Raw genomic sequence first — 13,250 nt, 5'->3', positions numbered from 1 at the left:
GGTACACACGTTGGAATGACAATGCTGAACCCCAGTGGGAGCGAGCAGGCTAGCTCCCACAGGATTTTGTGTGTTTCTCAGGTGCGAGGCAGGCGGATGATTGCGGTCAGGCCACCGCCCGGGGTTTCTTCCAGATTCAATTGTCCGCCCAGTCGCTGCGCCGCTTCCCGGGCGATGGTCATGCCCAGTCCCACGCCGCCGGAATTGCGGTTGCGCGAACCCTCCAGGCGATAGAACGGCTCAAACACCGCTTCACGCTTGTCTTCGGCAATTCCGGGTCCATGGTCGATCACGCGGATCTGCAGTTGCTCGCGTTGATCCAGCAATTCGATGCGCGCCTGGCCGGCATAGCGCAGGGCGTTATCCATCAGGTTGTTGATGCACGAGCGCAGGGCCATCGGTTGCACGGGCAAAGGCGCGCAATGGCCGCTGACTTGCACGTCTGCGCCTTGATCCTGAGCGTTTTCGCACAGCGATTCGACCAGTGCCTGCACGTCCATCAGTTGCAGCGCTTCGCTGGTGCGTTGTTCATGCAGGTAGGTGAGGGTGGCGTCGAGCATGCCGATCATGTCGTTGAGGTCCTGACGCATCTGACTTTGCAACTTGTCGTCGCTGATGTTTTCCAGACGCAGTTTCAGCCGCGACAGCGGTGTACGCAGATCGTGGGACACCGCGCCGAGCATGCGCGCGCGTTGCTGCACCTGTTCTTGAATGCGTTGTTGCATCAGGTTGAAGGTATGTGCGGCTTGCCTTGCTTCCCTTGGGCCGGACTCATCGAGCGGGGGGCTGTCGAGGTTTTCGCTGAGGCGCTCGGCGGCGTCGCTCAGACGCTGGATCGGTCGGCTGAGCAGTTTGGCGCCGTACCAGGCAGCGATCATCAACGAGACAAATTGAAAGGTCAGCGGCACGATCGGCCCGCCAAACCAGGGACGCGGCGGGCGTGGCGGATAACGCGGGTCCGGGGGCGGTCGCTGCCCTTCGGCGTCTTGGGAAAACTCCGGCGGAGGTGGCGGCGGCGGAGGGCCGTAGTGGTGGAACCAGGCGAAGGCCAGCAGGTGCGCCAGGACGATCGCCACGAACAGCACGCCAAACAGGCGGCCGAACAGCGTGTCGAAGCGCGCTCGCATCAGCCGATGTCCCTTGCGTCGAACAGATAACCCTCACCGCGTACGGTTTTGATCAGTTGCGGAGCTTTCGGATCGTCGCCAAGTTTTTGCCGCAGGCGCGAGACCAGCAAGTCGATGCTGCGGTCGAAGGCTTCGATCGAGCGGCCACGGGCGGCGTCGAGCAACTGTTCGCGGCTGAGTACCCGGCGTGGCCGCTCGATAAACACCCAAAGCAGGCGGAATTCGGCGTTGGATAGCGGCACGACGAGGCCATCGTCGGCGATCAGTTGGCGCAGGACACTGTTCAGGCGCCAGTTATCGAAGCGAATGTTGGCCCGTTGCTCGGTGCGATCGTCGCGCACCCGGCGCAGGATGGTCTGGATACGAGCGACCAGTTCACGCGGTTCGAACGGCTTGGCCATGTAGTCATCGGCGCCCAGTTCCAGACCGATGATGCGGTCGGTCGGTTCGCAGCGGGCGGTGAGCATCAGGATCGGGATGTCCGATTCGGCGCGCAGCCAGCGACACAGCGACAAGCCGTCTTCGCCGGGCAGCATCAGATCGAGCACGACCACGTCGAAATGCTCGGCCTGCATCGCCTGACGCATCGCCGCGCCGTCGGTGACGCCACTGGCGTGAATGTTGAAACGCGCGAGGTAGTCGATCATCAGTTCACGGATCGGCACGTCATCGTCGACGATCAGGGCACGGATGCTCCAGCGCTTGTCGTCTTTGGGCTCATCAGTTGCGGTCGTTTGGGTGTTGTGCATGGGGCTGTTCATCTGCCAGTTGGCCGCCAACCACAAAGATGGGCTGCGAGGTGGTGGTTTCAGCATAGGCGTCCGGCCGTAAGGCGGGAAGTGCTGATGTAAGGACGTGTTGCGGCTGGCGAGGCTAGCGTGGGCGCTTGTAGGCGGCGTGTCGGTTGTGTATCCGGTTCGACACAATAGCAGCGAGCGCTATGCTGATCACGGTCGGGGCGACGATTTACCGATCATCGGGTGCCGCGCCGCCGCCGGTTCCGCTACAATGCGCGCCGATTTCGACTTGCCTGAGAGCCCATCCATGTCCGCCTGCCAGACTCCTATCATCGTCGCCCTGGATTTCCCCACCCGTGACGCCGCACTGAAGCTGGCCGACCAGTTGGACCCGAAACTGTGCCGGGTCAAAGTGGGCAAGGAATTGTTCACCAGTTGCGCTGCCGAGATCGTCGGCACCCTGCGTGACAAGGGTTTTGAAGTATTCCTCGACCTGAAATTCCACGACATTCCCAACACCACCGCGATGGCTGTGAAAGCCGCCGCTGAAATGGGCGTGTGGATGGTCAACGTGCACTGCTCCGGCGGTATGCGCATGATGGCGGCCTGCCGTGAAGTGCTGGACAAGCGTAGCGGCCCGCAACCGCTGCTGATCGGCGTGACCGTGCTGACCAGCATGGAGCGTGAAGACCTCGCCGGTATCGGCCTGGACATCGAGCCACAGGAGCAAGTCTTGCGTCTGGCGGCACTGGCCGAGAAAGCCGGGATGGACGGTCTGGTGTGCTCCGCGCTGGAAGCTCAGGCCCTGAAAACCGCACATCCGTCGCTGCAACTGGTGACCCCGGGGATTCGTCCGGCGGGCAGCGCGCAGGACGATCAGCGCCGGATTCTGACCCCGCGTCAGGCGCTGGATGCCGGTTCCGATTATCTGGTGATCGGCCGTCCGATCAGCCAGGCCGCTGACCCGGCCAAGGCATTGGCCTCCGTCGTCGCCGAAATCGCTTAACCAGCCAGCGAAGATCCAAAATGTGGGAGCGAGCCTGCTCGCGAATGGGGTGTATCAGTCAACATTGATATCGACTGACACGCCCACTTCGCGAGCAGGCTCGCTCCCACATTTGTTTTGCAGTGCCTTCAGACTTTGAGCACCAACTTGCCGAAGTTCTCGCCGCTGAACAATTTCATCAGCGTCTCCGGGAAGGTTTCCAGGCCTTCCACGATGTCTTCCTTGCTCTTGAGTTGCCCCTTGGCCATCCACCCGGCCATTTCCTGCGCGGCACTTGCGTACTGCGCCGCATAGTCCATCACCACAAAACCTTCCATGCGCGCACGATTGACCAGCAGCGATAGATAGTTGGCCGGGCCTTTGACCGCTTCCTTGTTGTTGTACTGACTGATTGCACCGCAGATCACCACTCGCGCTTTCGGCGCCAGGCGACTCAGTACGGCGTCGAGAATCTCCCCGCCAACGTTATCGAAATACACGTCCACGCCTTTCGGGCATTCACGCTTGAGCCCGGCCAGCAGGTCTTCGTTTTTGTAATCGATGGTGCCGTCGAAGCCCAGTTCATCAATCAGGTATTTGCATTTTTCCGCACCGCCGGCAATGCCGACCACGCGGCAGCCTTTGATCTTGGCGATCTGCCCGGCGATGCTGCCCACCGCACCCGCTGCACCGGACAGCACCACGGTGTCACCGGCCTTCGGCGCTCCGACATCGAGCAAGGCGAAGTAGGCGGTCATGCCGGTCATGCCCAGCGCGGACAAGTAAACCGGCAGCGGCGCCAGTTTCGGATCGACTTTGTAGAAACCTCTGGGCTCGCCGAGGAAGTAATCCTGCACGCCAATGGCGCCGTTGACGTAGTCCCCGACCGCAAACCCCGGGTTGTTCGACGCGATGACTTTGCCTACGCCCAAGGCGCGCATGACCTCGCCGATACCGACTGGCGGAATGTAGGACTTGCCCTCATTCATCCAGCCGCGCATGGCCGGGTCGAGGGACAGATACTCGTTCTTGACCAGAATCTGGCCCGCCGCCGGCTCGCCCACCGGTACTTCCTGATAAGTGAAGGTCTCGCGGGTTGCAGCGCCCACCGGGCGCTTGGCGAGCAGGAACTGGCGATTGGTCTGGTTGGTCATGGCAGGCACTCGAATTGAATGAAGCCTTGTTGATAGACCTTCAGTGGCGATGTCGCAAGGTTGGCTGATGCGGCGAATGCACGCCGATCCAGTGCAGTGATAGTGACCGGCATTGGTTTATCACTGCAACGCATGGGGACCTAGACAGCCGTCTGATAGTGCTGACGCCCGCAGAGCCCCTGTGGCTATGCTGTTGCAGACAAGCTCCCCCGCATCTATCCGTTCGAGGACAAAACAATGAGCATGACGTTTTCCGGTCAGGTTGCCGTAGTCACCGGTGCCGCCAACGGCATTGGCCGGGCGACCGCCCAGGCATTTGCCGCCGAAGGCTTGAAAGTCGTGGTGGCCGATCTGGACGCTGCCGGGGGCGAAGGCACGGTGGCGCTGATTCGTACAGCCGGTGGCGAAGCGACCTTCGTGCGCTGCAACGTCACCGTCGAAAGCGAAGTGAAAAATCTGATGGACGAGGTGATCAATACCTACGGCCGTCTCGACTATGCCTTCAACAACGCCGGGATCGAAATCGAAAAGGGCAAACTGGCCGAAGGTTCGATGGACGAGTTCGACGCGATCATGGGCGTCAATGTCAAAGGCGTCTGGCTGTGCATGAAATATCAGCTGCCGCTGTTGCTGGCGCAGGGCGGTGGGGCGATCGTCAACACTGCCTCGGTGGCCGGGCTCGGTGCGGCGCCGAAGATGAGTATCTACGCGGCGTCGAAGCACGCGGTGATCGGTCTGACCAAATCGGCGGCCATCGAATACGCGAAGAAGAAAATCCGCGTCAACGCAGTGTGTCCGGCGGTGATCGACACGGACATGTTCCGTCGGGCCTACGAGGCCGATCCGAAGAAGGGCGAGTTCGCCAATGCCATGCACCCGGTCGGTCGTATCGGCAAGGTCGAGGAGATTGCCAGCGCCGTGCTGTACCTGTGCAGCGACGGTGCGGCATTCACCACCGGTCATTCGCTGGCGGTGGACGGTGGCGTTACCGCGTTCTGAACACTGTTGCAGGAAGAGGCCCGCATTCGTGCGGGCTTTTTTATGGGCCGCGTTCAGTTCCCTTAAACGCCTAAACAATGTGTATCAAATGATTAGATCGGTCGCTTTTGGCGGCGTTGTCGCACAGCCTGTACGGCGCGGCTGTGATTAACTGCCGCCAGCAAAACGGACAGGAGTTTGCTTGCTCATGGAATTGAGAATTGATCGACAGGCAATGGTGCCGGTCGTGCAGCAGATTGTTGACGGATTGACTGAATGGATCCTGCAAAGCGGGGTGCCGCCGGCCACTCGGTTGCCCTCCGTTCGGCAAATTGCCAGGGGCAATCTGCTCAGTCAGTCTTGTGTCTTCGAGGCCTGCGAGCGGTTGGTATCGCAGGGCGTTCTGACCACGCGGCAGGGCGCAGGCTTTATCGTCGCAGCAGCGCCATCGAAGCTGAGCGAAGAGGAAGAATCGTTGCCGTTCGAGGGGCGCCATGCCTGGTGCGATTTGGTGTGCGGCGCCGCCAGCGGCTTGAAACTAGGCGCGGGTGGTCTGCCGGAGAGCTGGCGCGAGCCTGACGATCTCAGTTACGCCTTGCGTGAAGTGGCGCGCACTGACATGGCCAGTCTGTTCAACTACAGCACGCCCTTGGGGCTTCCTGCCTTGCGCGAGCAGATTGTCAAACGCCTCAAGCTATTCGGCATCGAAGCGCGAAGCACGCAATTGCTCAGCACTGACGGCGCCAGCCACGCGCTCGATCTGATTGTTCGTACCTTGTTCAAGGCCGGCGACTGCGTGGTCGTCGAAGCCCCCGGTTATGCACCGCTGTTCGACCTGTTGCGCCTGCATGGGATACGCATGCTTGAAGTGCGTCGCACGCCGAGCGGGCCGGATATAGAGGCGCTTGAAGCGTTGCTGCGTCAATTTCGGCCCGTCGCGTTGTTCATCAACAGTCACCATCACAATCCCACTGGCAGTTGCCTGACACCGGCGGTGGCCCAGCGCATCGTGCAATTGAGCAAGACCTACGATGTGCGCTTGATTGAAGACGATGTCTACGCGGACCTGCACACGGGCAACGGCACGCGTCTGGCCGCGCTGGACGACGAGGGGCGGGTGATTTATGTCGGCAGCTTTTCCAAGACGCTGAGCAGCTCGTTGCGAGTCGGGTTCGTTTTCGCCGACAGCGAGCTGGTAGCGCGCCTGGCTCAGGTCAAGATGATCAGTGGTCTGGGTGGCTCAAGGTTTTCCGAGGCCGTACTGGCCAGCCTGATGGCGACTGGCGCTTATCGCAAACTGGTACAGCGCCAGCGGCAGCGCTTGAATGCCGATCGCGCCGCGGCGTTGCAGGCATTGGAGGACGCCGATTGGGAGATTTTCGGCAAACCCTGCGGTGGATTGTTTATCTGGGCCCGTTCGCGGATGGCTGATCAGGCCGGGGTTCGCAGACAGGCTCAACGCTGCGGTGTACTGCTGTCGGCCCCGGATGCGTTCAGTCCCAGTGATGAGGCCGGCGAGTGGTGCCGCATCAACGTGGCTTACGCCTGTGATCCGCGTGCTCGACTGTTTTTTCGCAATACCGGTGCGGATCGACCTCAAGTGTTCTGAAAACGACGCGAGCGTAGCTTTTTGCCATTATTCCGACGCCAGAGACTTGTGCTGGTTCATGGCCATTGCGACTCTTCATCTACTGACTATGGCAGGGGACTACGCGCAATGATTTCGGCCGTGCAAGGACGTTTTGCCAACCTCGGTATGGCGAAAAAACTGGGTATCGGGTTTGTGCTGGTGCTGCTGTTGACGGCGCTGGTTGCGGCCATTGGCGTCTGGTCCCTGCAGACCATCAGTCAACGCTTCGACGGGCTCAAGCAGATGTCATCGCTCAACAGTGGTTTGCTTAAGGTGCGCCTGCTCGAACAGGAATATGCCTTGCGCGGTAACCCGAAAACCGCGGATGCCTTGCGTGAAGGGGTCGACGGGCTCATTGCCCAGGCCAACGAACTCAAGGCGCAGTCGTCGGCCAATGTGCCGGTCATGACCGATGTTGAGCAGTCTTTGGGCGCCTATCGCAAGGCGTTCGATGAATTCGTCTCGTTGACCCAGGCCAAGGATCTGGCGCTGGAAATGGCCAGTTGGTCAGTGTCCAGCGTCGCCAACAACCTTGACGTGTTGCAGGCCGGGCTGGCCGATGACGGTGCGTATACCTTGAAGGACACCGAGGGCAAGGACGGCGCGCAGTTCATTGAACAGGCCGGTCAGGTCAGTCAGGTGTCGAGGCTGATGCTGCAAGCGATGAATGAAGCGCGGATTCGTCTGGATCAAAGCCGCAAGGGTGATGCCGACAGTGCCGACAAGGGCAATATCGAACAGGCAGCACAGGCTCAGGCTCAGGCCGAGGCGCTGAAATCCACGGTCAAGGACGAGGGTTACCTGACGGTGCTCAATGAAGTCTCCGGGCACATCGCCGGTTTCAACGACAAACTGGCTGAGTACACCGGACTGCTGGCTCAGGAAAAGACTGTTTACGAACAGTTGCATCAGCGTGCAGCACAAGTGATGGACCGGGTGGATCAGGCTTACGTCGCCGAAGACGGGGCCATGCAGGCCGAGCTGAAAAAGAACTCGGTGTTGATTCTCGGTTCTTCGGCGCTGGCATTGCTGGTCGGGTTGTTGGCCGCGTGGGTGATTACGCGACTGATCGTCGCGCCGTTGCGCAGCGTGATCGAGGTCGCGCAACGGATTGCCGCCGGTGATTTGAGTGCCACCGTAGACGTCAGTCGACGTGACGAGATTGGCCAGCTGATGTTGGCGATGCAGCAGATGGGTGCAGGGTTGAGCACGATTGTGAGCGGGTTGCAGGCCGGCATTGAACAACTGGCCAGTTCCGCGCAATCGTTATCGGCGGTGACCGAGCAGACCAATCTTGAGGTCAGCAGTCAGAAGGAAGAAACCGAGCAGGTGGCCACGGCCATGAACCAGATGACCGCTACTGTCCATGATGTTGCGCGCAATGCTGAAGAGGCGGCGCTGGCCGCGCAGACGGCGGACGGCAAGGTCGAAAGTGGTCAGCGGGTGGTGCGCCAGAGCATGGCGCGGATCGAGCAATTGGCGGATTCGGCGACGTCGGCCAGTTCCAGCATCGAAAGCCTCAGTGCCGAAATCCAGAATATCGGTACGGTGCTGGAGGTGATCAAGAGCGTCGCCGAGCAGACCAACCTGCTGGCGTTGAATGCGGCGATCGAGGCCGCGCGGGCCGGGGAGCAGGGCCGGGGCTTTGCAGTGGTGGCCGATGAGGTGCGCGCATTGGCTCGGCGTACGCAGCAATCGACCGAGGAGATCGAGCGGTTGGTCAGTGCCTTGCGGTCGGCGGCGCACTCGTCGGTGCAGCAGATTCAGAGCAGTGGCGAGTTGGTGAAGCTGGCGGTGAGTGATGCGCTACAGACGGAAAGCGCACTGGGGAGTATTGCGGCGGCGGTGTCGTTGATTCAGCAGATGAATCAGCAGATTGCGGCGGCAGCCGAGGAGCAGAGTTCGGTGGCGGAGGAGATCAATCGCAGTGTGACGAGTATTCGTGCGAGTGCGGATCAGTCTTCGATTGCGATGCGCGGGAATGCGGCTTCGAGTATTGAGCTGGCGCAGTTGGGGAGTGAGTTGCGGGGGATGGTTGGGCATTTTCGGCTTTGACGCTTTTGACTTGGCGGCCTTTGGGCCGACCATGTTCTTGGGGTTTGGGGTATATCCGCTTTTTGGGTGATGGCGGCTTAGGGTTCCGCCCTTACGGCGGGTCACCTTTTCCAAACGCCGAAAAGGTAACCGAAAAGGCTTTACCCTGACGTTCGGCCCCTCGCTGGGGCTCGGGTTCCTTCGCTGCGGGATCGATCCGGGCGCATCGCCTACGGTTTGCTTCGCTGCACCTCCTCTCGATGCATTTGGCTGCGCCAAACGGTCGCTGCGCTCCCACCCCCGGATCAATCCCTTCACTCAGCCTGCCGACGGGCCTTTGAGATCAAGAGCGGTACTCGAGCTAACGCTCATTGTGTTGAGTGGGGCGGCATGCGCCGCGTTTGGGGGGTACTGGTTTTTTGTGGGAGCTGGCTTGCCAGCGATGGCGGCCTGATAGCCGACCAATCTCTGGCGGGTATTCTCATTCCCTGTAGGAGCTGCCGAAGGCTGCGATCTTTTGATCTTCTCAGGCACCTGCCCACAAAAAAGCCACCTCTCGGTGGCTTCTCTTCAGCATCTGTAGTCAGTCGTAGATGACTTTTTTCTTCCAGTCCGCATCTGCCTCAACATCCTTGAGGCCGGCGGTCAGTTGGTTCTCTTCACCTTCAACGGGTGCGATTTTGTCCATGACCTGGGCGTTGGCTCGGGCGAGGAGTTTTTCCAGGTATTGGAGTTGTTCGGAGTAGATCTGCGGGTCTTGCTGTTTGCGCAGGTATTGCACGCCGCGTTCGAAGGCGAGGCGGGCCTGGCCGGGTTGGTTTTGTTGCAGGGACTGTTGGCCGAGGTTGTTGAAGAACTCGATGTGCAGCAGTACCAGAATGTGGCGGACTTCTCGAACCCAGTGTTTGGCTTCGTTCGGTGGCAGGAAGCCGTCATGGGCGGCGCGGGTGATCTGGCCGTGCAGGGCTTCGAGCAGGAAGCGCACGTCTTTGGCTTTGGCTTCGGTCAGGATCGGCGCGGGCGGATTGTTCACCGGGATCGATTCGCCCTGGGCGACCAGTGCGTTCAGTTCGCCGATGCGTGCCTTGGTGGTTGCGCTGGTTTTCTCAAGGTTCAGCAGGCGCTGGCAGACGTTGAGTTCCAGGCGGGTCAGCAGCAACTTGAGTGGCGGGGTCATGAACTGGCCGGGAAAGGTTTCGGTCAGTTCGCCACAGCGGCGCAGGCGGTCGTTGAGTTCGACTTTGGTGCGGGCCTTTTCCAGTTTGTTGTTTTCCACCACATGGTTCATGTAGCCAATGGCGATCAGAATTGCGATCCCGGCTATGACTAGCAGGGTGATCATGAGTGGTGTCACCGGTAAGACCTCTTTATAGGGTTCGCATGCGAGTGTAGTGGCTGGGCATTTAGGCGCCTAGCGCCGCTCGACGAGTTGGATCGGCTGGTCAATCTGTATCGGCCGCATGCTGTTTATATGAATGCTGGCGCTTGATGTGCAGATTGCCATCACTGTGCGGTGGACTATAACGTCTTGGCGACTGCCGGAATATAGGCGCCAGACTTCGGGCGACGGAAAAGCCCGGTCAGGCCCGTAAAGCAGATCGAAGTCATTGATTTAAATAAATTTATATCAGGGGGTTGACGACCTCTCAATCCATCCATAGAATGCGCGCCACTTGCAGCGTAAAGCACACAGCGAAGCGCGGCAGGGAGTGAATGTTGTAGTGTGTCCCCTTCGTCTAGTGGCCTAGGACACCGCCCTTTCACGGCGGTAACAGGGGTTCGAGTCCCCTAGGGGACGCCAATGCGGGAATAGCTCAGTTGGTAGAGCACGACCTTGCCAAGGTCGGGGTCGCGAGTTCGAGTCTCGTTTCCCGCTCCAATTTTAAACAGCACTGCTCTCGGGCGGGGCTGAGTGAAACCAGAACCAAGTCTTCGGATGCGGATCTGGACACCGAAACACACACCATGTGTTCCGGGTAGCGTGTCCCCTTCGTCTAGTGGCCTAGGACACCGCCCTTTCACGGCGGTAACAGGGGTTCGAGTCCCCTAGGGGACGCCATTTGCGGGAATAGCTCAGTTGGTAGAGCACGACCTTGCCAAGGTCGGGGTCGCGAGTTCGAGTCTCGTTTCCCGCTCCAAATTCAAAAGCGCCGCTCAGTGAGCGGCGTTTTTATTAGTGAAAGTTGTAGCCTGTCCCCTTCGTCTAGTGGCCTAGGACACCGCCCTTTCACGGCGGTAACAGGGGTTCGAGTCCCCTAGGGGACGCCATTGCGGGAATAGCTCAGTTGGTAGAGCACGACCTTGCCAAGGTCGGGGTCGCGAGTTCGAGTCTCGTTTCCCGCTCCATATTCACAAAAACGCCGCTCAGTGATGAGCGGCGTTTTTGTTTGTGCGTTTTTTGTGTTTCTGCCCGCTGTTACAAATCTCCTACAGCGAAACCGAAAAATCCGGAAGCGTCTGACAGCCAGCGCAAGGTTGATTCTGGGATAACGATCCCGTCGTCGGCTCCCGTGGCCGATCCCGTCTATCGCCTGTCAGGATCTTCCCTTAATGTCATTGATATCTACATCTCGTGGCGCGCTGCCCGAGGTTCGTGCAACGGCGCTTCTGGCGCTGCCGTTGGTCGTGGGGCACGTCTGTGCCGGATTGATTGCCTTCGTCGACAATCTCATCGCCGGCAATCACGGCACAGACACTTTGGCCGCGGTGACGCTGGGCACCGCGCTGCTGTGGCTGCCGATGCTGGTGCCGATCGGCACGTTGATCGCGTTGACTGCATCGGTGGCGCGCTTGTCTGGCGCTGATCGTCTGTCCGAGGTTGGGCCGATTTTTCGCCAGGCTTTGTGGCTGGCGTTGTTGATGGGCCTGCTGATGTTTGTCTTCCTGAGTATTGCGCCCGTGCTGTTGGCGCCTGCCGGGATCGCCGAGGAGATGATTCCCGGGGCGCAGGCCTTTTTGCACGCGGTGCGCTGGGGGAGTCCGGCGCTGACGTTGTTTTTCTGCATGCGCTATTTATGCGAAGGGATGCACTGGATGCGCCCGACGATGATTTTCAGCTTCGGCGGGCTGTTGATTCTGGCGCCTCTGGGGTATGTGCTGACCAACGGCAAGCTCGGTTTCCCCGAGTTGGGCGCGCAAGGCTTGGGCATCGCATCGGCGGTGATGATGTGGCTTCAGGCACTGCTGTTTGCCGGGTATCTCTGGTACGGCAAGCGTCTCGCGCATTTGCAGTTGTTTGCCCGCTTCGATCCGCCATGCCGTGCGGCAATCGCTGATTTGTTGAGGACTGGCATGCCGATTGGCATTGCCATTCTGATGCAGGGCAGTCTGTTTATTGTCACTTCGTTGTTGATTGGGCGGCTGGGATCGACTTTTCTTGCGGCGCATCAGATTGCGGTGAACCTGGCTCAGTTGTGTTTCATGATCCCGGTGGCCGTGGCGGAGGCGACTACCGTACGCGTCGGACATGCGCTGGGGCGCGGTGATTTCAAGGGTGTCCGGCAGGCCGCATGGGCGGGGTGTGTCATCGTCCTCGCGGCCCAGAGTGCGTCGGTGCTGATTCTGTTGTTGGGCAATGAAGCGATTGCCAATTTGTACAGTTCGGACATTGCCGTGACCGCATTGGCCTCGACGCTGTTGTTGTATGCCGCAGCGTTGCAGTTTCCCGACGGCTTGCAGATGTTGTCCGCCGGCGCGTTGCGCGGTTTGCAGGATACTCGCATCCCCATGTGGATCGCGGTCTTTTGCTATTGGGGAGTGGGCGTACCGCTCGGTGTCGGATTGGCGTTTGGCCTGGAATGGGGACCGCAAGGCATCTGGTCAGGGCTGATCACCGCGCTGACGTTGGCAACCGTATTGATGGGTGCGCGGTTTATCCATAGCAGTCGAGTCAGGCTGGCGACCGGCAGTTGAAACGAAAAAGGCCCGCCGATGAAAGTCGGCGGGCCTTCTGCGTTGCGGGGCAAATTACCAGGACAGCATCAGTCGACCGGCAAACAGAATCAGCACCACACCCATCGTGCGTTCGAACCAGTGGCCCATGCGCATGAACAGCAAGCGCACTTTGTTGCTGGAGAAAAACAGTGCGACGATCACGAACCACAATGCGTTCACAAAGCACATCCACAAGCCATAGAGCGCCTGGATCTGCAGCGGCGTAGTGGCGCTGATGATCGTGGTGAAGATCGCCAGGAAAAACAGCGTGGCTTTGGGGTTGGTGGCATTGGTCAGAAAACCGGTGCTGAAGGCTTTGAACAGAGTTTGTTCGGCCAATGGCGCGTCGCTACTTTTGTCACCTTCGAGTGTCGATTTCGGTTTGCTGCGCAACAGGCTGACGCCCAGATACAGGATGTAGGCGCCGCCAATGACCTTGGCGACCGTCAGCAACCATGGGGTGGTGTGCATCAATGCGCCGACGCCGAGCAGCGTATAGAGAACGTGCACGGAAATCCCAGCGCCGATGCCCAGCGCCGTGCAGATTCCCACCAGTCGGCCGAAGCGTACGCTTTGGCGAATGGTCACGGCGAAGTCCGGGCCGGGAGCGACCACAGCGAGGAAATGAATGGTGGCCAGCGCCAGAAACTCGCCCAGGTAATTCGATAACAT

Annotated in this window: 10 protein-coding genes, 6 tRNA genes and 1 pseudogene; 12 read left to right on the top strand and 5 right to left on the bottom strand. The window is 59.9% G+C overall.

The genetic code is table 11. The features are described 5' to 3' along the window. Positions 1–77 precede the first annotated feature (77 nt). The gene (locus tag ACIOWE_RS21315; protein WP_401395458.1) at positions 78–1,127 is read right to left on the bottom strand and encodes an ATP-binding protein; all 1,050 of its coding nucleotides are present in this window, start codon (positions 1,125–1,127) and stop codon (positions 78–80) included. After that, positions 1,127–1,888 carry a response regulator gene (locus ACIOWE_RS21310; RefSeq protein ID WP_103307384.1) on the bottom strand — a complete coding sequence of 254 codons (762 nt, stop codon included), beginning with the start codon at positions 1,886–1,888 and terminating at the stop codon, positions 1,127–1,129. Before ACIOWE_RS21310 ends, ACIOWE_RS21315 begins: the two co-directional genes overlap by 1 nt. A 283-nt stretch (positions 1,889–2,171) precedes the next feature. On the opposite strand from ACIOWE_RS21310, the gene pyrF reads away from it, so the two are divergent. Continuing rightward, a complete protein-coding gene (pyrF, locus tag ACIOWE_RS21305; protein WP_401395455.1) occupies positions 2,172–2,870 on the top strand; it encodes an orotidine-5'-phosphate decarboxylase in 699 nt (232 codons plus the stop codon). Positions 2,871–2,998: 128 nt separating this feature from the next. On the opposite strand, the gene ACIOWE_RS21300 is transcribed toward pyrF, so the two are convergent. Further along, complete coding sequence (locus tag ACIOWE_RS21300; RefSeq protein WP_401395452.1) at positions 2,999–4,003, bottom strand: NADP-dependent oxidoreductase; 1,005 nt, start codon at positions 4,001–4,003, stop codon at positions 2,999–3,001. A gap of 237 nt (positions 4,004–4,240) precedes the next feature. Between ACIOWE_RS21300 and ACIOWE_RS21295 the strand changes: the two genes are divergently transcribed. From ACIOWE_RS21295 to ACIOWE_RS21280, 4 genes and pseudogenes are all read left to right on the top strand, one after another. Beyond that, entirely contained in the window at positions 4,241–5,002 is a 762-nt protein-coding gene (locus ACIOWE_RS21295) for an SDR family oxidoreductase (protein ID WP_007917441.1), read from the top strand. A gap of 187 nt (positions 5,003–5,189) precedes the next feature. After that, positions 5,190–6,590 carry a PLP-dependent aminotransferase family protein gene (locus ACIOWE_RS21290; protein ID WP_401395449.1) on the top strand — a complete coding sequence of 467 codons (1,401 nt, stop codon included), beginning with the start codon at positions 5,190–5,192 and terminating at the stop codon, positions 6,588–6,590. A 108-nt stretch (positions 6,591–6,698) separates the two neighbouring features. Continuing rightward, positions 6,699–7,757, top strand: a pseudogene (locus tag ACIOWE_RS21285) (HAMP domain-containing protein); the annotation flags it as partial. A 27-nt stretch (positions 7,758–7,784) separates the two neighbouring features. Beyond that, a complete protein-coding gene (locus ACIOWE_RS21280) occupies positions 7,785–8,666 on the top strand; it encodes a methyl-accepting chemotaxis protein (protein ID WP_401395494.1) in 882 nt (293 codons plus the stop codon). Positions 8,667–9,228: 562 nt separating this feature from the next. Here ACIOWE_RS21280 and ACIOWE_RS21275 read toward each other — a convergent pair. After that, entirely contained in the window at positions 9,229–9,987 is a 759-nt protein-coding gene (locus ACIOWE_RS21275; RefSeq protein WP_401395446.1) for a hypothetical protein, read from the bottom strand. Between the two features lie 383 nt (positions 9,988–10,370). Between ACIOWE_RS21275 and ACIOWE_RS21270 the strand changes: the two genes are divergently transcribed. The 7 genes from ACIOWE_RS21270 (at position 10,371) to ACIOWE_RS21240 (ending at position 12,557) form a co-directional block, all read left to right on the top strand. Next, positions 10,371–10,446: transfer RNA gene (locus tag ACIOWE_RS21270), tRNA-Glu, on the top strand. Between the two features lie 2 nt (positions 10,447–10,448). Beyond that, positions 10,449–10,524 (top strand) — tRNA-Gly (locus ACIOWE_RS21265). A 104-nt stretch (positions 10,525–10,628) separates the two neighbouring features. Then, positions 10,629–10,704: transfer RNA gene (locus tag ACIOWE_RS21260), tRNA-Glu, on the top strand. A gap of 3 nt (positions 10,705–10,707) precedes the next feature. Then, positions 10,708–10,783, top strand: a tRNA-Gly gene (locus ACIOWE_RS21255). 54 nt (positions 10,784–10,837) lie between these two features. Further along, positions 10,838–10,913: transfer RNA gene (locus ACIOWE_RS21250), tRNA-Glu, on the top strand. Positions 10,914–10,915: 2 nt separating this feature from the next. Next, positions 10,916–10,991, top strand: a tRNA-Gly gene (locus tag ACIOWE_RS21245). Between the two features lie 204 nt (positions 10,992–11,195). Next, positions 11,196–12,557 carry an MATE family efflux transporter gene (locus tag ACIOWE_RS21240; RefSeq protein ID WP_401395443.1) on the top strand — a complete coding sequence of 454 codons (1,362 nt, stop codon included), beginning with the start codon at positions 11,196–11,198 and terminating at the stop codon, positions 12,555–12,557. Positions 12,558–12,611: 54 nt separating this feature from the next. Here the strand turns inward: ACIOWE_RS21240 and ACIOWE_RS21235 are convergent, their stop codons facing one another. After that, positions 12,612–13,250: a LysE family translocator gene (locus ACIOWE_RS21235; RefSeq protein WP_401395440.1), complete on the bottom strand. Its 639-nt coding sequence runs from the start codon at positions 13,248–13,250 to the stop codon at positions 12,612–12,614.

The organism is Pseudomonas sp. NPDC087598 (assembly GCF_044743525.1).
GTDB lineage: Bacteria > Pseudomonadota > Gammaproteobacteria > Pseudomonadales > Pseudomonadaceae > Aquipseudomonas.
Note: the sequence above shows the minus strand (reverse complement) of the source record. Positions and strands in the feature narration are given on the sequence as shown.